Below are 18,296 nucleotides of genomic sequence, written 5' to 3'. Positions count from 1 at the left end.
CTCCTAAACTCGACGACATGGAGGCGCTATCCGGAAAAACCGCAACATGGCATTTTGATCATGAAAAGGTGGTCATTCAGTTCAACTCCCGGTGGCGCACGCACACGCTGCTGAAAGTGCTCGCCCGTTGCGAGGTCCCCGTGGCGGCCATCGCGGCGGTGGAGTTCGCGACCGCGGGGAAGAAGGGCTGGCGGCTGCGGTTGCGGCTGCGCGAACGGGCCGACCCGTACGCCGCCGCCGGGGCGCTGCTCGCCGAGGGAGGGCAGCCGTTCCTGCTGACCGGCGGACCCGAGACGGAGCTGGTCGCCGAGTACCAGGCCGACCAGCTCAGGCTCGCCGCGGAGGCCGCGCGCCTGGATGACGGCCCGCGCCCCGCGGAGGAGTACGCCCTCGGGCTCGTCCCGCCCGTGCCGCTGTCCATCCGGACGTCGGAGGGCACGGCGAGGTTCGACGGCGAGACGGTCCGGCTGGAGTGGTCCGACGACGCCGGTTCACGCAAGACCAACAGGCGCCGGATGGCGTACGCGCTGCGGGACATCCGGCGGGTCGACTGGTTCCCCCAGGGATCGTCGGGCGAGGGCCACCTGCGGATCGTGACCCGGGACGAGGACCCGGACGCCAAGCCCCCCAAACCGAGCAAGGACTTCGCCTGCCTGCTCACCGAGGACAGCGCCAAACAGGACGCCTGGACGCTGGTGATGGCCGCGACCGTGACCGCGCACCTGTGGGCGAAGGCGGACCGGGAGACCGGGCGCGCGCAGCTCACCGCCGCTCCGGACGCCGGCTCCCCGACCGTCTACGACCGCATCCGGGAGCTGGGACGCCTGCACACCGAGGGCCTGCTCACCGACGAGGAGTTCGCGTCGAAGAAGGCGGAGCTTCTCGACCGCCTGTGAGCCGCCGGGCGGCGGCGGAGGCGGCGCTAGCCCTTGACCTCGCGCAGGCGGCCGGTCTCGACCTCGTAGACGAAGCCGCGCACGGCGTCGCGGTGCGGGATGAACGGATCGGCCTTGATCCTGGCCACCGACTGGAGCACGTCCTCCTCCAGGTCGGTGAACGCCTCGGCGGACCAGTCGGGCTTGATGCCGACCTCGGCGCGGATGCCGTCCTTGAAGGCGTCGTCGGTGAAGGTCAGCATGCCGCAGTCGGTGTGGTGGATGAGAATGATCTCCCGGGTGCCCAGCAGCCGCTGGCTGATGGCCAGGCTGCGGCGCTCGTCGGCGGTGACGACCCCGCCGGCGTTGCGGATGACGTGCGCGTCGCCCTCGCTGAGCCCCAGGATGGCGTAGATGTTGAGGCGGGCGTCCATGCAGGCGAGCACGGCCAGACCTCTGGCGGGCGGCAGCGGCAGGTGCCCCTTGCGGAAGGAGGCGGCGTAGCGCTCGGCGTTGGCCAGCAGTTCGTCGGTGACGCTCATCGGATCTCCTCGGTCACATGGTGGACCCTTCAACCATTACCGATAATTCCTACATAATCAATAGGTTTATTGCTCAGGCTGCCGGGCACAGTCTATCGGCGGCCCCAGCCGCCTGACCTGCCTTGATAGACATTGCCTTTCAGCCGATCGAAGAATTCGATTGGACGGCACGTCGGCGATACCCGATGGTGCAAGTGTGCCCTCTGATCGAAAGGCTGGTAATGACGCCGTCTTCGTCGCAGTCTCTTGAAGCTTCGTCGCAGTCTCTTGAGGATCGAGTACGCTCGGCCGTCGCGCGGCACCGCAACGACCGGGGCGCTCTGCTCCCGATCCTGCACACGCTCATGGAGGATCTGGGGCATATCAGTCCTGAGGCGATCCCCATCCTCGCCGACGAGCTGAATCTGTCAAGAGCCGACGTGCACGGTGTCGTCACCTTTTACCACGACTTCCGGCAGAGCGCGCCTGGCCGTACGACGATCCGGATCTGCCGGGCCGAGGCGTGTCAGGCAGTGGGCGCGGCCGGGCTGGTCGACCGGGCGAAAGACCGGCTGGGCATCGGCCTAGGGGAGACCACGCCGGACGGGGCGGTCACCCTGGAACAGGTCTTCTGCCTGGGCAACTGCGCGACCGGCCCGTCCGTACAGGTCGGCGACCGGCTGTACGGCAGGGTCGGGCCGCAGGAGCTCGACCGTCTCCTGGAGGTCTCCGCGTGAGCGAGGTCCACCGCGAACCAGACACCGGTGCCGCCGTCGGCGGGCCGGTGACCGTTTACGTCCCGTGCGACTCCGCCGCCCGTTCCGTGGGGGCCGACCAGGTCGCCGAGCGGATCGCCGAGGCGGCCGGTCCCCTGGCCCGGGTCGTACGCAACGGGTCGCGCGGCATGTTGTGGCTCGAACCCCTGGTCGAGGTGGCGACACCGGCCGGCCGGGTGGCGTACGGGCCGGTGACTCCCGGCGACGTCGACGAGCTGCTCGCCGCAGGGTTCCTGGACGGCGCCGCGCACCCCCTGTGTCTCGGCCCGACCGAGGAGATCGCCTGGCTGCGCGACCAGACGCGGGTGACGTTCGCGCGGGTCGGCGTGATCGACCCCGTCTCCCTCGACGACTACACCGCCCACGGCGGGCTCGCCGGGCTGCGCCGCGCACTGTCCCTCACCCCCGAGCAGGTGGTCGCCGAGGTGACCGACTCCGGGCTGCGCGGCCGTGGCGGCGCCGGCTTCCCCGCGGGCATCAAGTGGAAGACCGTGCTCGGCGCCGAGTCGGAGCTGAAGTTCGTCTGCTGCAACGCCGACGAGGGCGACAGCGGCACCTTCGCCGACCGGATGCTGATGGAGGGCGACCCGTTCACGCTCATCGAGGGCATGACGATCGCCGCCTGGGCGGTCGGGGCGAGCGAGGGCTACGTCTACATCCGCTCCGAGTACCCCGACGCCGTGGCCGCGATGCGGACGGCGATCGACGTCGCGTACGCGCGGGGCTGGCTCGGCAAGCGGGTCCTCGACCACGACTTCAGCTTCGACCTGTTCGTCCGGGTCGGCGGCGGGGCGTACATCTGCGGTGAAGAGACCTCCATGCTGGAGAGCCTGGAGGGAAAGCGGGGCATGGTACGCGCCAAGCCGCCGATCCCGGCCCTTGAGGGCCTGTTCGGCAAGCCCACGGTGGTCAACAACGTGCTGACCCTGGGCTCGGTGCCGATGATCCTGGCCGACGGCGCGCAGGCGTTCGCCGACCTCGGGACGGGCCGCTCGCGCGGCACCCAGGTCTTCCAGCTCGGCGGCAACGTCGCCCGCGGCGGCATCGTGGAGACCGCGTTCGGCATCACCCTCGGCGAGCTGGTGGAGGGGTACGGCGGCGGCACCCGCTCGGGCCGGCCGGTGCGGGCCGTACAGGTCGGCGGACCGCTCGGCGCCTACCTGCCGACGTCCAGGTTCGAGCTGCCCATGGACTACGAGGCGTTCGCCGCGGCGGGCGCGATGGTGGGCCACGGCGGCGTGGTGGTGTTCGACGACACCGTGGACATGGCGGGGCAGGCCAGGTTCGCCATGGAGTTCTGCGCCGCCGAATCGTGCGGCAAGTGCACGCCGTGCCGGATCGGCGCGGTGCGCGGGGTCGAGGTCATCGACCGGATCGTCGCGGGCGAGAACCGCGGCGCCAACCTGAAGCTGCTCAACGACCTGTGCCATCTGATGACCGAGGGTTCGCTCTGCGCGATGGGCGGCCTGACCCCCATGCCGGTGCAGAGCGCACTCACCCACTTCCCCGGCGACTTCGGAGCGACGACGGAGGAACGGCAATGAGCCTCATCAAAGAGCATGACTACGGCACTCCGGCCCGCTCGGGCGAGGCGACCGTGTCCGTGGAGATCGACGGCAAGACGGTGCAGGTCCCTGAGGGGACCTCGGTGATGCGCGCCGCCGCCGAGTGCGGCATCGACATCCCGAAGCTGTGCGCCACCGACAGTCTGGAACCCTTCGGCTCGTGCCGCCTGTGCCTGGTCGACATCGACGGCCGCAGGGGCTCCCCGGCGTCCTGCACCACCCCGGTGGCCGACGGGATGAAGGTCCGCACCCAGACGCCCGAGCTGGCCGAGCTGCGCCGCGGCGTCATGGAGCTGTACATCTCCGACCACCCGCTGGACTGCCTGACCTGCCCCGCCAACGGCGGCTGCGAGCTGCAGGACATGTCCGGCGTGGTCGGCCTGCGCGAGGTCCGCTACGGCTTCGACGGCGAGAACCACCTCGACCTGCCGACCGACAGCACCAACCCCTACTTCGACTTCGACGCGAGCAAGTGCATCGCCTGCTCGCGCTGCGTGCGCGCCTGCGGTGAGGTGCAGGGCACCTTCGCCCTGACGATCGAGGGGCGCGGGTTCGAGTCGAAGGTGGCCGCGGGGGCCGGCGGCACGTTCATGGAGTCCGACTGCGTCTCCTGCGGCGCCTGCGTGCAGGCGTGCCCGACGTCCACGCTGCAGGAGCGGTCCGTGGTCGAGCTGGGCATGCCGAACCGCAGCGTGCTCACCACCTGCGCGTACTGCGGCGTGGGCTGCTCGTTCAAGGCCGAGCTGCGGGGCGACGAGGTCGTCCGGATGGTGCCGTACAAGGACGGCAAGGCCAACGAGGGGCACTCCTGCGTCAAGGGCCGCTTCGCCTTCGGCTACGCCTCGCACCCCGACCGGCAGCTCAAGCCGATGCTGCGCGAGCGGATCACCGACCCGTGGCGCGAGGTCGAGTGGGAGGAGGCCATCGGCTACGTCGGCAGCCGCATGCTGGAGATCCAGGCCAGGTACGGCGCCGGCGCGATCGGCGGCATCAGCTCCTCCCGGTGCACCAACGAGGAGGTCTACGTCGTCCAGAAGATGGTGCGCGCCGCCTTCGGCAACAACAACGTGGACACCTGCGCCCGCGTCTGCCACTCCCCGACCGGCTACGGCCTCAAGCAGACGTACGGCACGTCCGCCGGCACCCAGGACTTCAAGTCGGTGGACAAGGCCGACGTCATCCTGGTCATCGGGGCCAACCCGACCGACGCCCACCCGGTGTTCGGCTCGCGGATCAAGCGCCGGCTGCGCCAGGGCGCCAAGCTCATCGTGGCCGACCCGCGCCGGATCGACCTGGTGCGCTCCCCGCACATCCAGGCCGAGCACCACCTGCAGATCCAGCCCGGCGCCAACGTGGCGCTGATCAACGCCATGGGCCACGTCGTGGTGACCGAGGGCCTGGTCGACCGGGAGTTCGTGGACGAGCGCTGCGAGGACTTCGCCGAGTGGGAGCGGTTCATCTCCGCCCCCGAGCACAGCCCCGAGGCGGTCGAGTCGATCACCGGCGTCCCCGCCGCCGACCTGCGCGCCGCGACCCGCCTGTACGCGGGCGGGGGCAACGCCACCATCATGTACGGCCTCGGCGTCACCGAGCACAGCCAGGGCTCGACCATGGTCATGGGCATGGCCAACCTCGCCATGGCGACCGGCAACATCGGCCGCGAGGGCGTCGGGGTGAACCCGCTGCGCGGGCAGAACAACGTGCAGGGCTCGTGCGACATGGGCTCCTTCCCGCACGAGCTGCCCGGCTACCGGCACGTCTCCGACGACGTGGTCCGCGGCACCTTCGAGACGCTGTGGGGCCGGGTGCTGCACTCCGAGCCTGGCCTGCGCATCCCCAACATGTTCGACGCCGCGATCGACGGCACGTTCATGGGGCTGTTCGTGCACGGTGAGGACATCGTCCAGTCCGACCCGAACACCAAGCACGTCACCGCCGCCCTGTCGGCGATGGACCTGGTGGTCGTCCAGGACCTGTTCCTCAACGAGACCTCCAAGTACGCGCACGTCTTCCTGCCGGGCACCTCGTTCCTGGAGAAGAACGGCACGTTCACCAACGCCGAGCGCCGCATCAACCGGGTCCGCCCCGTGATGGCCCCGAAGACCGGCAAGCACGAGTGGGAGATCGTCTGCGAGATCGCGCAGGCGATGGGCTACCCGATGAAGTACGACGACTCCGCGCAGATCATGGACGAGGTCGCGATGACCACGCCCAGCTTCGCCGGGGTGTCGTTCGCCAAGCTCGACGAGGTCGGCAGCGTCCAGTGGCCGTGCAACGACGCGGCGCCCGAGGGCACCCCGATCATGCACATCGACGGGTTCGTGCGCGGCAAGGGCCGGTTCGTGCTGACCGACTACGTCCCGACGCAGGAGCGCAGCACCCGCAAGTTCCCGCTGATCCTGACGACCGGGCGCATCCTGTCGCAGTACAACGTGGGCGCGCAGACCCGGCGTACCGGGAACTCCGCCTGGCACCCGGAGGACCTGCTGGAGATGCATCCGCACGACGCCGAGGTGCGTGGCATCCGCGACGGCGACACCGTGGCGCTGGCCAGCCGGGTCGGCGAGACCAGCCTCCGCGTCAAGATCGCCGAGCGGATGCCGGTCGGGGTGGTCTACACGACCTTCCACCACCCGGTGACCGGCGCCAACGTGGTGACCACCGAGAACTCCGACTGGGCCACCAACTGCCCCGAATACAAGGTGACCGCGGTGCAGGTCTCGCTGCCGCACCCGGCTCCCGCACAGGTGAAGTGATCACGTGGCCGCGACGCAGACCCCTCCGCACATCCGCCTGTCGAACGAGATCGCGGTGCAGTTCCACGACCGCGACCCGGCGTGGGCGGCCGAGCAGATAGCCACCCACATCCGCTCCTTCTGGGATCCCCGGATGCGGGCCAGGCTGATCGCCGACGCGTCCGTCGACGGGCTGCTGGACCCGCTGGTCGTGGCCGCCGCCGCGCTCCTGCCCCCGGCGCGCGAGACCCGCTGATCGCGCCGGTCCCGCCCCTGCCGCCAGGGGCGGGACCCCGGTCCGGGTTCGCGATCGGCGCTCCGCGATGATGAGCACATGGCCGATCATGTCGTTCTGTTCTCATACGGCACGCTGCGCCTGCGTGCGGTGCAGCTCTCGGTGTTCGGACGCGAGATCGCCGGCGTCCCCGACCGGTTGCCCGGCTACCGGCTGTCCATGCTGGAGATCACCGATCCGCACGTGGTCGCGGTGAGCGGGGCCACGCACCATCCGATCCTGACGGCCACCGGCGATCCGGCGGACCTGGTGGAGGGCACCGCGCTCCTGATCACCCCGGACGAGCTGGCCGCGGCCGACGCCTACGAGGTCGACGACTACCGGCGCGCTCTCGTACCGCTGGAGTCCGGGCGGCGCGGCTGGGTGTACGCGGCGGACCACGGCGACCGCTGACGGGCTCAGCCGCCGGCGGGCCCGTCCTCCTCCTTCATCAGCAGGTCGAGCAGGCCGGGGAAGCGCGCGTCGAGGTCGTCCCTGCGCAGGGTGATGAACAGCTTGCGCCCCTCCGGCCGCTGGGTGATCACCCCCGCCTCGCGCAGCACCCGCCAGTGCGTGGTCAGCGTGGACTTCGGCACGCCCGGCACGATCGAGCCGCAGAACTGCTCCTCCCCCGCCCCCAGGGCCCGCACGATCCTCGCGCGGACCGGGTGGCCGAGCGCCGCGAGCACGTCCAGCAGGTCTATCTGGTCACGTGACGGGTGCGGCATGACCCGATTGTACGCACGTCCCGAACAGTGGGTTTGACGAACCGCCCCCATTCGTACGAATATTCCGAACTGTACGTGTTTCCCGGACAATCGCTCTCGGGCGTGGGGGGTAGGGATGTACGACGTCGCGATCGTGGGCGGCGGACCGGTGGGCATGCTGCTGGCCGCCGAACTCGGGCTGCAGGGCGTCCGTCCGGTCGTGCTCGAACGGCTGGCGGTCCCGTCGCAGGAGTCCAAGGCGGGCACGCTGCACGCGCGTACCGCGCAGAGCCTCGACCGGCGCGGCCTGCTGGACGCGGTCGGCAGGGCGAGCACGGGAAGCGTCAGCTTCCACTTCTCCGGCATGTTCGGGCTCGACCTCGGCGCGGTCGTGGAGGAGGGCGCGAGCATCGTCGGCAGCCCTCAGGCGTGGGCCGAGCAGGTCTTCGCCCGTCGCGCCGCCGCGCTGGGCGCCGAGCTGAGGCGCGGGCAGGAGGTCACCGGGCTGGTCCGGCACGACGACCACGTGGCGCTCACCGTCAACGGGCGCGAACTGGCCGCCCGCTACGTCGTCGGCGCCGACGGCGCGCGCAGCGTGGTCCGCCGCGCCGCCGGCATCCCGTTCACCGGCACGCCCGCGCGGGTGGCCGCGCTCATGGGCGACGTACGGCTGCTCGACCCGTACGGCGTGCCGCCCGGCTACACCCGCACCCCGCGCGGCTGGATCATCGTCTGGCTCCACCCCGCCGGGCACAGCCGCGTCACCACCTACGACTTCCGTGCCCCGCACCCCGACCGCCAGGCCCCGGTCACGCTCACCGAGCTGCGGGAGGCGGCCGAGCACATCCTCGACCGGCCGGTCCCCATGGCCGACCCGGTGAGCCTGTCCCGCTACGGCGACGCCGCCCTGCAGGCGGAGACGTACCGCGCGGGCCGGGTGCTGCTCGCGGGCGACGCCGCCCACGTGCACTTCCCCTGGGGCGGCCAAGGGCTGAACACCGGGCTGGAGGACGCGTTCAACCTGGGCTGGAAGCTCGCCGCGCACCTGCACGGGCACGCCCCCGACAGCCTGCTCGACACCTACCACGCGGAGCGGCACCCGGTGGCCGCCCGCGTCCTGTGGAACGTACGCGCGCAGACCGCGCTCGCCCACCCGGACCCGTCGGTCGACCCGCTGCGTGAGCTGTTCGCGGAGCTGATGCGGTTCGACGAGGTCAACACCCACCTCAGCGGGATGATCACCGGCGTCCACACCGCCTACGACGTGGGCGTGCCCGGGGCCGGGCGGATGCTGTCCGACCTGGTGCTGAAGTCCGCCGCCGGGCCGGTCAGGCTGGTGGAGCTGCTGCGCGCGGGCCGCCCGCTGCTGCTCGACCTGGCCGGCCGGGACGACCTCGTGACGGAGGCGACCGGCTGGGCCGACCGGGTGGACGTGGTCAGGGTTCGCGCCGACCACCCCGCCGAGTCCCTGCTGATCCGCCCCGACGGATACGTGGCCTGGACCTCCGAAGCCACCGGACACCGGCTACGCGACTCACTGGAACGCTGGTTCGGCCGAAGCACCACAACCCCCTGAGCGGCACGGGCGCCGGTACCTGCCCGGCCTACGACCCCGGGACGTCCGGCTCATCCGGCGAACGCGGTCGACGGCCTGCCGACGGCGCCCGTGCGGGCGAGGGCGAACACGGACCCGGCGGGGTCGCCGTCGTCGAGGTCGAGCCCCTCACGAGCCGACGTGACGTACAGGACGTCGAGGCGGGGCCCGCCGAACGCGCAGGAGGACGGCTGGTGCACGGGCATCGGGTACTCGCCGAGCAGGTCCCCGTCCGGAGAGATCCTGGCCAGGCGGTCGCCGCCCCAGATCGCGACCCACAGGCAGCCCGCCGCGTCCACGGTGAGGCCGTCCGGCAGGCCGGACTCCGCAGGGAGCCGGAACAGCGTGCGCCGCCGGCCGATCCGGGTGGACCCGGGTTCGGTGTCGAACGCCGAGATCTCCCCGGCGATGCTGTCGGCGAGGTAGAAGGTGTGCCCGTCGGGGCTCCAGTCGAGCCCGTTGGGCAGTGCCAGGTCGTCCAGGACGACGCGGCTCGTCCAGTCCGGCAGGAGGACGTGCAGCGCGCCCTTGCCCGGCTCGAAGTCCATCGCCGTGCTGCCGGCCCAGAGCCGCCCCCGCCTGTCGCACTTGGCGTCGTTCATGCGCTCGCCGTCGGGCAGGATCGCGCACCGGACGGTCATCGATCCGTCGGCTTCGACGCTCGCGAACCCTTCCGCCGTCGCGGCGACGAAGCCTCCGCCGCGTCGTGGCACCGCCGCGCCGACGAGCGTCGGCAACTCGATGCTGGTGGTACGGCCGACGGCCGGATCGCTGGTGTGGATGTGCCCGGCGGGGATGTCGACCCAGTGCAGGCGGCCGGTCCCGGCCTCCCACACCGGGCCTTCGCCGACCCTGGCCCGGCCGGGGACCGCGACCTCCGCCGTCATCTGGAGTCCTCCCCCGCCCGCCCCTGGCACCGGTGTCGTGGTCGTGGCGAGGCGTTCATCCCGGCAGCACCACGGCGGCGTGGGCCAGCAGCCCGCCGTCGACGGGCAGCGCGACGCCGGTGATGAAGCTGGCGCGGTCGCCGGCCAGGAAGGCGATGGCCTCGGCGACCTCGTCCGGTCGCGCCACCCGGCCCAGCGGGTGCATGCGTCCCCACGCCTCGACGAGTTCCTGGGTGCCCTCGTCGCTGCCGTCGGAGAAGGCACGGGCCGAGGAGCGCAGCATCGGGGTGTCCACCGAGGCGGGGCAGACGGTGTTGGCCCGGATCCCGTTCTTCGCCTCGTCGATCGCGATCGACCTGGCCAGCGCGTTGAGCGCGCCCTTGCTGGTCGTGTACGCGGCGACGGCGCTCTGCGTGACGAACGCCTGAACGGAGGAGACGATCACTATCGAGCCCGCGCCACGGGCGCGCAGGTGCGGCAGCGCGTGCTTGACGACGTGAAAGGCGCCGGTCACGTTGACGGCGAGGACCTCGTTCCATTCGTCGGCTCCGGTCGTCGCGGTCGTGCCGTAGCGCTGGATCCCGGCGGCGGCGACGACGATGTCGAGCCCGCCGTGCGCGGTGGCGACGTCGTCGGCGAGCCGCGCGGTGGCGCTCTCGTCGGTGACGTCGAGCTCGACGTGTTCGACGCCCGGTAGCGGCGGCTCGGCGCCACGGGTCGGGGGCACGCCCGCGGCCACGACCGTCGCGCCGCGGGCCGCGAGCAGCCGGGCGGTCGCCCGTCCGATGCCGCTGTGCCCACCGGTGACGATGGCGACCTTGCCGTCGAACTCCGCCACGTTCCACTCCCTCGATGTCGTCCGCGGGCCGCTTACTGCGGGATCACTCTAAAACAACGTTGTCTCAGCCGCTAGTCTGATCTCCCGCAGCCCCGCTGTGGTCTCGTTGAACGGTGAGGAGAAGAGCGCGTGACGGCTGAGTGGATCCGGTGGCCCGCCAACGTCGTGGCCAGGTTCGGCGGCGAACCCGTGGCCTTCGGCGGCGACTACAACCCCGAGCAGTGGGACGAGAGCGTGTGGCACGAGGACGTACGGCTCATGCGCGAGGCCGGGGTCAACCTCGTCACCGTCGGCGTCTTCGCCTGGTCGACCCTGCAGCCCGAGCCCGACCGCTGGAACTTCGGCTGGCTCGACCGCGTGCTCGACCTCCTGCACGCGAACGACGTCGCCGTCGACCTCGCCACGGCCACCGCGTCGCCTCCGCCGTGGCTCACCACGCGGTTCCCCGAGGTGCTGCCCGTCGACCGGCACGGGCGGACGATGGCGCAGGGCGGACGCCAGGCGTGGTCACCCTCGTCGCGGGTCTATCGCGAGCACTCGCTCGCGCTGGTGGAGCGGATGGCGGCGCGCTACGGCGAGCATCCCGCCCTCGCGCTGTGGCACGTCTCCAACGAACTCGGCGGCCACAACTCGCGGTGCTACGGCGAGGAGAGCGCGGTGGCGTTCCGGGCCTGGCTGAGGGAGCGCTACCGGGACTCCCTGGACGACCTGAACGCCGCCTGGACGACCGCCGCGTGGAGCCAGACCTACTCGGCGTGGGAGGAGATCCAGCCGCCGAGGCTCACGTTCACGGACTCGAATCCCACTCAGGTGCTGGACTTCGACCGCTTCAGCTCCGACCGGCTCCGCGAGCAGCTTCTGGCGGAGATCGCGGTGCTGCGCCGGGTCACCCCGGCCGTGCCCATCACCACCAACATGGTGCTCTTCGACGCCGGGAAGAACATGGACTACAGCTCGTGGACCGCCGACCTGGATCTCGTCGCGAGCGACCACTACCTGAGACCGGCGCGTGACGCGCACGTCGAGCTGTCGTTCTCGGCCGACCGCGCGCGCGGCCTGTCGAAGGGCGGCCGTTGGCTGCTCATGGAGACCGCGACCGGCGCGACGAGCTGGCGCCCCGTCAACCCCGCCAAGCGTGCCGGGCAGCTCCGGCGGGACGTGTTCGCCCATGTCGCCCGCGGGTCCGACGGGATCTGCTTCTTCCAGTGGCGGGCCGCCCGCGCGGGCGCCGAGCGGTTCCATTCCGCGATGCTCCCGCACGCGGGCGCAGAGAGCAGGAAGTTCCGGGAGGTGGCGGCGCTCGGCGCGGAGCTGCGCTCGTGTGCCGAGGTGCTCGGGACGCGGGTCGTCGCGGACTGCGCGCTGCTGTTCTCCGAGGAGGCGTGGTGGGCGGCCGAGCGGGAGTCTCATCCGCACAACGGACTGTCGTACATGGAGTCCGCGCTCGGCTGGTACCGGAGTCTGTGGGAGCTGGGCGTCACCGCCGACGTCGTGCCGCCGTCGGCCGACCTGTCGGGCTACCGGCTGATCGTCGTACCCCTGCTCTACCTGGTCTCCGACCGGGACGCGGCCGCCGTCGCCGCCGCGGCGGCCGCGGGGGCGACCGTGATCGTCACCTACTTCTCCGGCATCGTCGACCCCCTCGACCGGGTACGGCTCGGCGGCTACCCCGGGGCGTTCCGCGAGCTGCTGGGGGTGCGCGTGGAGGAGTTCGCGCCCCTGGCGGAGGGAGACCCCGAGGAGGTGGAGATCGACGGGGTCACGGGGCGCGCCCGGATCTCGACCTGGCACGAGCGGATCGATCTGACGGACGCGGTGGCCGAGGCCCACTACCTCGGCGGCGACTTCGCGGGCGCGCCGGCGGTCACGCGTGCGGCGCGGGGCACGGGAGCGGCCTGGTACGTGGGCGTCGAGCTGCCCGCCGACGCCCGCGCGCGGCTACTGGCGGCGATCACCGGCCGGCCGGTGACAGGCTCGCCGGCCGGGATCGAGGTCGTGACCCGCCGGTCGGCCGATCGCGAGTACGCCTTCCTCATCAACCACGGCGACCGCGAGGCCACCGTCCCCGGGTCGGGAACCGACCTGCTGGACGGGTCCGTTCACGAAGGACGGATCACGGTGCCCGCGGGCGGGGTGCGGGTCGTCGGATCGGCCCGCTGATGCGGGCGGCGGTCGGGTGGTTCACTCGTCGGAAGGGAGAGACCTGGTGCTTCGCAACCCCACGATGAAGGACGTCGCGCACGAGGCCGGAGTCAGCCTGAAGACCGTCTCGCGGCACGTCAACGGGGAGACGAACATCGACCCCGGCCTCGCGGAACGCATCAGCGCGGCGATCGTGAAGCTCGGCTACCGCCGCAACCTGTCCGCCGCGAGCATCCGGCCGGGCCGTACGGGCAAGACCATCGGCCTGGTCATCAGCGACCTCGCCAACCCCTACTACTCCACGCTCGCCCGAGCCATCGAGAGCGTGGCGGACGCCGCCGGCTACCTCGTCACGATCGCCAGCTCGGAAGAGGACGGACGCCGCCACGACCGCCTGGTTGACCGGCTCATGGAGCAGCGGGTGGACGGCCTGATCGTGGTGCCGCCGCGGCGGGCCGCCCGCGACTGGTCCGAGGTCGCCGCCCCGATCCCGCCGCTGGTGCTCCTCGACCGGCCCCTGCCGTACGCGGGCGCCGACGCCGTGCTCGCCGACAACGCGGGCGGGGCGCGCGCGGCCACCCTGGCGCTCGCCTCCGCCGGAGCGCGGCGCATCGCCTTCGTCGGCGACTCGCTCGACATCTACACGATGCGCGAACGTCACACCGGATACGCGGCGGCGCTCGCCGAGGCCGGGCTCGGCGGACGCGGGGCGTTCGCGATCACCACGGCGCACACCAGGGAGCAGGCGGAACGCGAGGTGGACGGCGTGCTGCGCGACGGCTCGGCCGACGCGCTCTTCACGGCCAACAACCGCGCGACGATCGGCGCGCTGCTGGCGTTCCAGCAGGTCGGCCGGCGGCTGCCCCTCGTCGGCTTCGACGACTTCGAGACGTCGTTGCTGGGCGATCCGCCGGTGTCGGTGGTCAGCCAGGACATCGAGCTGATGGGGCGCACCGCGGCCGAGCTGGTGCTCGCCCGGCTGAACGGCGGCGCCTCGCCGTTCGCCACCCGGGTGCTCCCCACGCGGCTCGTCCTCAGGGGCTCCGAGAGACCTCCGGCCGGGTGAGCCCGCCGTCCGCCGCGCGGGTCTCGTCGCGCTCGTCGAGCGCCAGGCCGTTCAGCACGCCCTGCAGGTATCCGATCGCATGCGCCCGGCCCCGGCTGCAGTACGCCTCGGAGGACGTGTCGCCCCAGGTGTCCAGGTCGCCGATCATGGCCGGTACGTGGTCGTCGATGAGGAACCCGGCGAACCCGGAGTCGGCGAGCCGGCGGATCACCCGTGCCGGGTTGAAGTTTCCCTCGCCGAGGAAGCATTCGCTGAAACGCGGCACGGTCCCGCGCACGTCCCGGAAGTGGACGTAGAAGATGGACGGCCCCAGGAGGTCGATGACCTCGTTGACGCTCTGCTCGCCGGCCATCTCCGACACCGTCCCGAGGCAGAGGTTCAGCCCCCACGACGGGCTGCCCCCGGCCTGCTCGCGCGCCCGCCCGATGGCGGCCGGGGAGGTGAAGATCCGGGCGACGCCGCCCAGGGGCACGTCGACGGGCGGATCGTCGGGGTGCAGGGCGAGCCGCACGCCGACCTCCTCCGCGACGGGGAGAACGGCGTCGAGGAAGTACTGGTGGTTGGCCCACATCTGGTCGGCCGTGATCGGCTCGTCCACGGGCTGGTCCGGGGTCAGCCGGTAGCCGGCCAGGGCGTTGCCGCGAGGCGCCTCGTCGAGGTCGAAGGCGGTGACCAGGGCGCCGCCGCGGCCGCTCGCCGCCATGTCGGTGCGCCAGACGTAGGTGGCGAGGAAGTTGTAGCCGAGCAGGTCGATGCCGACGGCGGCGAGGTTGCGGAGGGTTTTCCGGTAGTTCGCGATCTGCTCGTCCCTGCCGGGCAGGCCGCGCTGGATCTTCCAGAAGTGGGCGAGCGGGACGTTCTCCAGGCCGTCGATCGACAGCCCGTCGGCGTCGCAGCGTTCCCTGAGTGCCTTCAGCTCGGCCAGGCTCCAGTGGCCGTCGGCTCCGGGCAGCAGGTCGGGCGTGTGCAGTTGCACGCCCGTGAGCCCGAGCTGGTGGGCGAAGGTCGCGACGCGGGAGTCGTACCTGTCGATGTGGCCCAGGGAGATGCGGATGGTCATTTCAGTCCGTGAAGTAGTCGGGGTACTCGGCGCGCAACGACGGGCCGAGATCGAGGGCGCGCCTGGCGTGCCGGCTGATCAGGGCGCGGCCGGTCGGCAGGTCGGCGGCCTCCAGCGCGTCGACGATCTTCGTGTGCTCGTCGATCAGCTCCCGCACCGCGGCCAGGTCGGGCAGGGCGAGCCGGCGCAGCCGGTCGAGCTGCAGCTTCATCCGCTGCACCGCCTGCCACGCCCGCGGATAGCCGCTGAGCGAGAAGATCTCGCTGTGCAGGGCCTCGTCGGAGGCGAAGAAGGCGTCGTAGTCCTCGGTGCGATAGCTGTGCTCCTGCCGGTCGAGCAGCTCGCGCAGCACGGTGACGTCTGGCGCCGGATCGGCGCACACCTTCTCGAAGGCCGCGACCTCCAGGCTCTCGCGGACGAACCGCGCCTCTTCCACATCGCGCAGGCTGATCAGCCCGACCCGGGTGCCGACCTGCGGCACGACCCGTACGAGTCCCGCGTCAACGAGCCGGGCCAGGGCTTCCCGCACCGGCGTGCGGCTGACGTGCAGCCGCTCGGCGAGGTCGGTCTCGGACAGGGAGGCTCCGGGGACGAGTCGCAGCTCGCGGATCGCGGAGACCAACTCGTCGTAGACGCGATCGGAGGTCCGGGTCGGCGCGCGGTCTCGGGTGACCGGCGACAGCCTCGGGTCGCGCCCGGCGGGCGTGGGCTCGGGGACGAGCGCTCGGTGGGAACTCACGAAATTGATCGTTGCATGTGAATAGCTTGTATGCAAGTATCCAGCCATTAACCTGATCGCCGCAAAGGGGAAACAAAGCGCCCTCCGGCACGCGGTCGGCCGCCGGACCCCGTAGCGGGCGCCGAACGCTCTCGACGGCCGCGCCCGCCGCCGCTGATCACCCGAGAAAAACCCTGAACAACAGTTGTGAGGACGTCATGCTCAACCGAAACGCGCGACTCACCGCGGCCGCCGCCATCGCCGCCACCGGCCTCGCGCTGACGGGGTGCTCCGGCACCACCGGGGCGAGCACCAGCGGCCCGGTGAGCCTCACCTTCTGGGGCTGGGCCGCGGGCTACGAGAAGTCCGTCGCGCTGTGGAACGAGTCGCACCCCGGCATCCAGGTGAAGTACGAGGCCATCACCGACGGCGGCGCGGGCGGCTACGACAAGATGTTCACCGCCGCGAAGGCGGGCACGGCCCCTTGCCTCGCGCAGATCGGCTACGAGACGTTCGCCAGCTTCCTGGCCGCCGGGCTCCTGCAGGACGTCAGCGAGCACGCCGCGCCGCGGCGGGCCGAGTTCCCCGACTGGGTGTGGGGCAACGTCGGCATCGACGGCAAGATCTTCGGCGTGCCGGTCGACACCGCGCCGATGGGCCTGTTCTACCGTGCCGACCTCTTCAAGAGCGCGAAGATCGAGGCGCCGAAGACGTGGGAGGAGTTCAGGACGGCCGCCGCCGCGGTGAAGGCCGCCGACCCGAAGTCCCGCATCATGAACCTGCCCACCGACCCCTACCTCTACGCGGGGTTCGCCTGGCAGGGCGACGCCCCCTGGTTCGGGGTCAGCGGCGACGCCTGGACGGTCTCGATGAACAGCGCCGCCAACGGCAAGGTCGCCGGCTACTGGCAGGGGCTCTTCGACGAGGACCTCGTCACCTCCTATCCGGCCTTCGACGCGGCGCTCTACACGGCGTGGAACAGCGGCGAGGTGTGGGCGGAGGTCGGCCCGGTCTGGTCGGCCTCGCTGATCAGGGACAACGCGGCCGGCTCCGCGGGCAAGTGGGCCGTCGCGCCGATGCCCCGCTGGGACACCGCGGACTCCGTCGGCAACTCGGGCGGCTCGGCCACGGCCGTCATGAAGGGCTGCGCGAATCCCAAGGAGGCCACCGAGTTCGCCCTGTGGATGTCGACCGACGACAAGTCCGTGTCGAACCTGATCAAGTCCGCGGCCATCCTCCCTGCCTCCGCGTCCGGGCTCGCCAACCCGGCGCTCGACGCCCCGGAGAACTACTACGGCGGCCAGGCCATCTACCAACTGTTCCGCGCTGAGTCGGCCAAGGTGAACCCGAACTGGCGGTGGGGCCCGGTGATGTCCACCACGGCCTCGGCCCTCGGGGACGGCCTCGGCAAGGTGCCCGCCAAGAGCGCCACCTTCCAGGACGCGCTGAACGCCGCCCAGACGGGCACGGTCTCCGCGCTGCAGGCCCAGGGCTTCTCCGTCGGCAAGTAGCCCCGCGCACACCCAGGCCCTTCGACAGACAAGGTCATCGTGTCCCCCGTGACGAGACAGCGGCCGAGCCGGCTTCGCGAGCTCCGGCGAGCCGCGCCGTTCGTGCTGCCGTTCCTCCTGCTCTTCGTCGTCGTCTACCTGGTGCCCGCCGGGTACTCCGTGGTCCAGAGCTTCTTCGCGGTGAAACGCTCCGGCCTGGGCCTCGGGGGCGCGGAGACCGTGTTCGCGGGGCTCGGCAACTACGCGCGGGTCCTCCAGGACGCGGACTTCGTCGCGGCCCTGGGCCGGGTGGGCTTCATCGGCGTCGTCCAGGTGCCCGTGATGCTGGGCATCGCGCTCGTCCTCGCCCTGCTCCTCGACTCGTCCGTGTCGAGGGGACGCCGGTTCTTCAGGATCGCGTACTTCGTGCCCTACGGGCTGCCCGGGGTGATCGCGGCCCTGGTGTGGTCGTTCCTGTACGCGCCCACGCTGAGCCCCATCACCGGGTTCTTCGCCTCGATCGGCGTGGACCTCAGCTTCGTCACCGACGGCGCCCTGCCGTTCTCGATCGCGAACATCCTGACGTGGGCCTGGACCGGCTACAACACGATCCTGATCTTCGCGGCGCTGCAGGCCATCCCCGAGGAGACGATGGAGGCCGCCGCCCTGGACGGCTGCTCCGGCTGGAAGGCCGCGCTGCTCATCAAGGTCCCGCTGATCCGGCCGGCCCTGCTGCTCACGCTCGTCTTCTCCATCATCGGCACCGCCCAGCTCTACAACGAGCCGGTCACCATGAAGTCCGTGGCGCCGAACCTGTCGTCTTCCTACACCCCGATCATGGCCGCCGTCCGTTCGCTCTCGGCCAACGACTTCAACTACGCGGCCGCGCAGTCCGTGGTGCTCGGCGCCCTGATCTGCGTGCTGTCCGTTCTCGTCTTCCGCGCCTCGGCCAGGAGCGTCACCTGATGACCGCCGCACCGCAATCGCCCCCGCGAACCGATCCCGTCGCCAAGGCGCCGAACCGCCGGCGGCGGCCCAGGACGCATCC

17 protein-coding genes are annotated in these 18,296 nt (G+C 71.4%); 11 read left to right on the top strand and 6 right to left on the bottom strand.

The features are described from left to right. The first annotated feature begins 17 nt into the window (after window positions 1–17). Window positions 18–896 (top strand): DUF4429 domain-containing protein, encoded by an 879-nt coding sequence (locus tag ACZ6S0_RS05995; RefSeq protein WP_465913728.1) that lies wholly within the window; start codon window positions 18–20, stop codon window positions 894–896. A gap of 26 nt (window positions 897–922) precedes the next feature. Here the strand turns inward: ACZ6S0_RS05995 and ACZ6S0_RS05990 are convergent, their stop codons facing one another. After that, window positions 923–1,417 (bottom strand): beta-class carbonic anhydrase, encoded by a 495-nt coding sequence (locus ACZ6S0_RS05990; RefSeq protein WP_465913727.1) that lies wholly within the window; start codon window positions 1,415–1,417, stop codon window positions 923–925. 185 nt (window positions 1,418–1,602) lie between these two features. Between ACZ6S0_RS05990 and ACZ6S0_RS05985 the strand changes: the two genes are divergently transcribed. From ACZ6S0_RS05985 to ACZ6S0_RS05965, 5 genes are all read left to right on the top strand, one after another. Continuing rightward, the gene (locus ACZ6S0_RS05985; protein ID WP_465915207.1) at window positions 1,603–2,133 is read left to right on the top strand and encodes a formate dehydrogenase subunit gamma; all 531 of its coding nucleotides are present in this window, start codon (window positions 1,603–1,605) and stop codon (window positions 2,131–2,133) included. Then, window positions 2,130–3,716: a formate dehydrogenase beta subunit gene (locus ACZ6S0_RS05980; protein ID WP_465913726.1), complete on the top strand. Its 1,587-nt coding sequence runs from the start codon at window positions 2,130–2,132 to the stop codon at window positions 3,714–3,716. The genes ACZ6S0_RS05985 and ACZ6S0_RS05980 overlap by 4 nt, the downstream gene beginning before the upstream one ends. Next, window positions 3,713–6,493, top strand: coding sequence for a formate dehydrogenase subunit alpha (gene fdhF, locus ACZ6S0_RS05975; RefSeq protein ID WP_465913725.1), 2,781 nt, complete (start codon window positions 3,713–3,715; stop codon window positions 6,491–6,493). Before ACZ6S0_RS05980 ends, fdhF begins: the two co-directional genes overlap by 4 nt. Before the next feature lie 4 nt (window positions 6,494–6,497). Further along, window positions 6,498–6,728: a formate dehydrogenase subunit delta gene (locus ACZ6S0_RS05970; protein WP_465913723.1), complete on the top strand. Its 231-nt coding sequence runs from the start codon at window positions 6,498–6,500 to the stop codon at window positions 6,726–6,728. Window positions 6,729–6,806: 78 nt separating this feature from the next. Then, window positions 6,807–7,160: a gamma-glutamylcyclotransferase family protein gene (locus tag ACZ6S0_RS05965; RefSeq protein WP_465913721.1), complete on the top strand. Its 354-nt coding sequence runs from the start codon at window positions 6,807–6,809 to the stop codon at window positions 7,158–7,160. Window positions 7,161–7,165: 5 nt separating this feature from the next. Here the strand turns inward: ACZ6S0_RS05965 and ACZ6S0_RS05960 are convergent, their stop codons facing one another. Beyond that, window positions 7,166–7,474, bottom strand: coding sequence for an ArsR/SmtB family transcription factor (locus ACZ6S0_RS05960; RefSeq protein ID WP_465913719.1), 309 nt, complete (start codon window positions 7,472–7,474; stop codon window positions 7,166–7,168). A gap of 115 nt (window positions 7,475–7,589) precedes the next feature. Between ACZ6S0_RS05960 and ACZ6S0_RS05955 the strand changes: the two genes are divergently transcribed. After that, entirely contained in the window at window positions 7,590–9,029 is a 1,440-nt protein-coding gene (locus tag ACZ6S0_RS05955; RefSeq protein ID WP_465913717.1) for an FAD-dependent monooxygenase, read from the top strand. Between the two features lie 50 nt (window positions 9,030–9,079). Here ACZ6S0_RS05955 and ACZ6S0_RS05950 read toward each other — a convergent pair whose 3' ends face one another. Continuing rightward, complete coding sequence (locus ACZ6S0_RS05950; protein ID WP_465913715.1) at window positions 9,080–9,934, bottom strand: SMP-30/gluconolactonase/LRE family protein; 855 nt, start codon at window positions 9,932–9,934, stop codon at window positions 9,080–9,082. A gap of 55 nt (window positions 9,935–9,989) precedes the next feature. Continuing rightward, window positions 9,990–10,772 carry an SDR family NAD(P)-dependent oxidoreductase gene (locus ACZ6S0_RS05945; RefSeq protein ID WP_465913713.1) on the bottom strand — a complete coding sequence of 261 codons (783 nt, stop codon included), beginning with the start codon at window positions 10,770–10,772 and terminating at the stop codon, window positions 9,990–9,992. A gap of 129 nt (window positions 10,773–10,901) precedes the next feature. Between ACZ6S0_RS05945 and ACZ6S0_RS05940 the strand changes: the two genes are divergently transcribed. Both ACZ6S0_RS05940 and ACZ6S0_RS05935 read left to right on the top strand, forming a co-directional pair. Then, on the top strand, window positions 10,902–12,932 hold the full coding sequence (locus ACZ6S0_RS05940) for a beta-galactosidase (RefSeq protein WP_465913711.1): 2,031 nt from the start codon (window positions 10,902–10,904) through the stop codon (window positions 12,930–12,932). Window positions 12,933–12,978: 46 nt separating this feature from the next. Continuing rightward, window positions 12,979–13,980 (top strand): LacI family DNA-binding transcriptional regulator, encoded by a 1,002-nt coding sequence (locus tag ACZ6S0_RS05935; protein ID WP_465913709.1) that lies wholly within the window; start codon window positions 12,979–12,981, stop codon window positions 13,978–13,980. On the opposite strand, the gene ACZ6S0_RS05930 is transcribed toward ACZ6S0_RS05935, so the two are convergent. Next, window positions 13,949–15,040, bottom strand: coding sequence for a mannonate dehydratase (locus tag ACZ6S0_RS05930; protein WP_465913706.1), 1,092 nt, complete (start codon window positions 15,038–15,040; stop codon window positions 13,949–13,951). The genes ACZ6S0_RS05935 and ACZ6S0_RS05930 overlap by 32 nt on opposite strands. A 1-nt stretch (window position 15,041) precedes the next feature. Beyond that, window positions 15,042–15,779 (bottom strand): GntR family transcriptional regulator, encoded by a 738-nt coding sequence (locus tag ACZ6S0_RS05925; RefSeq protein ID WP_465913705.1) that lies wholly within the window; start codon window positions 15,777–15,779, stop codon window positions 15,042–15,044. Between the two features lie 197 nt (window positions 15,780–15,976). Here ACZ6S0_RS05925 and ACZ6S0_RS05920 point away from each other — a divergent pair, with 197 nt between their 5' ends. Together ACZ6S0_RS05920 and ACZ6S0_RS05915 are read left to right on the top strand one after the other, a co-directional pair. Next, window positions 15,977–17,269: an extracellular solute-binding protein gene (locus ACZ6S0_RS05920; RefSeq protein ID WP_465913702.1), complete on the top strand. Its 1,293-nt coding sequence runs from the start codon at window positions 15,977–15,979 to the stop codon at window positions 17,267–17,269. 48 nt (window positions 17,270–17,317) lie between these two features. Continuing rightward, window positions 17,318–18,214, top strand: coding sequence for a carbohydrate ABC transporter permease (locus ACZ6S0_RS05915; RefSeq protein ID WP_465913701.1), 897 nt, complete (start codon window positions 17,318–17,320; stop codon window positions 18,212–18,214). The last annotated feature ends 82 nt before the right edge of the window (window positions 18,215–18,296 follow it).

This window comes from Nonomuraea sp. NPDC051298 (assembly GCF_055586305.1).
Note: the sequence above shows the minus strand (reverse complement) of the source record. Positions and strands in the feature narration are given on the sequence as shown.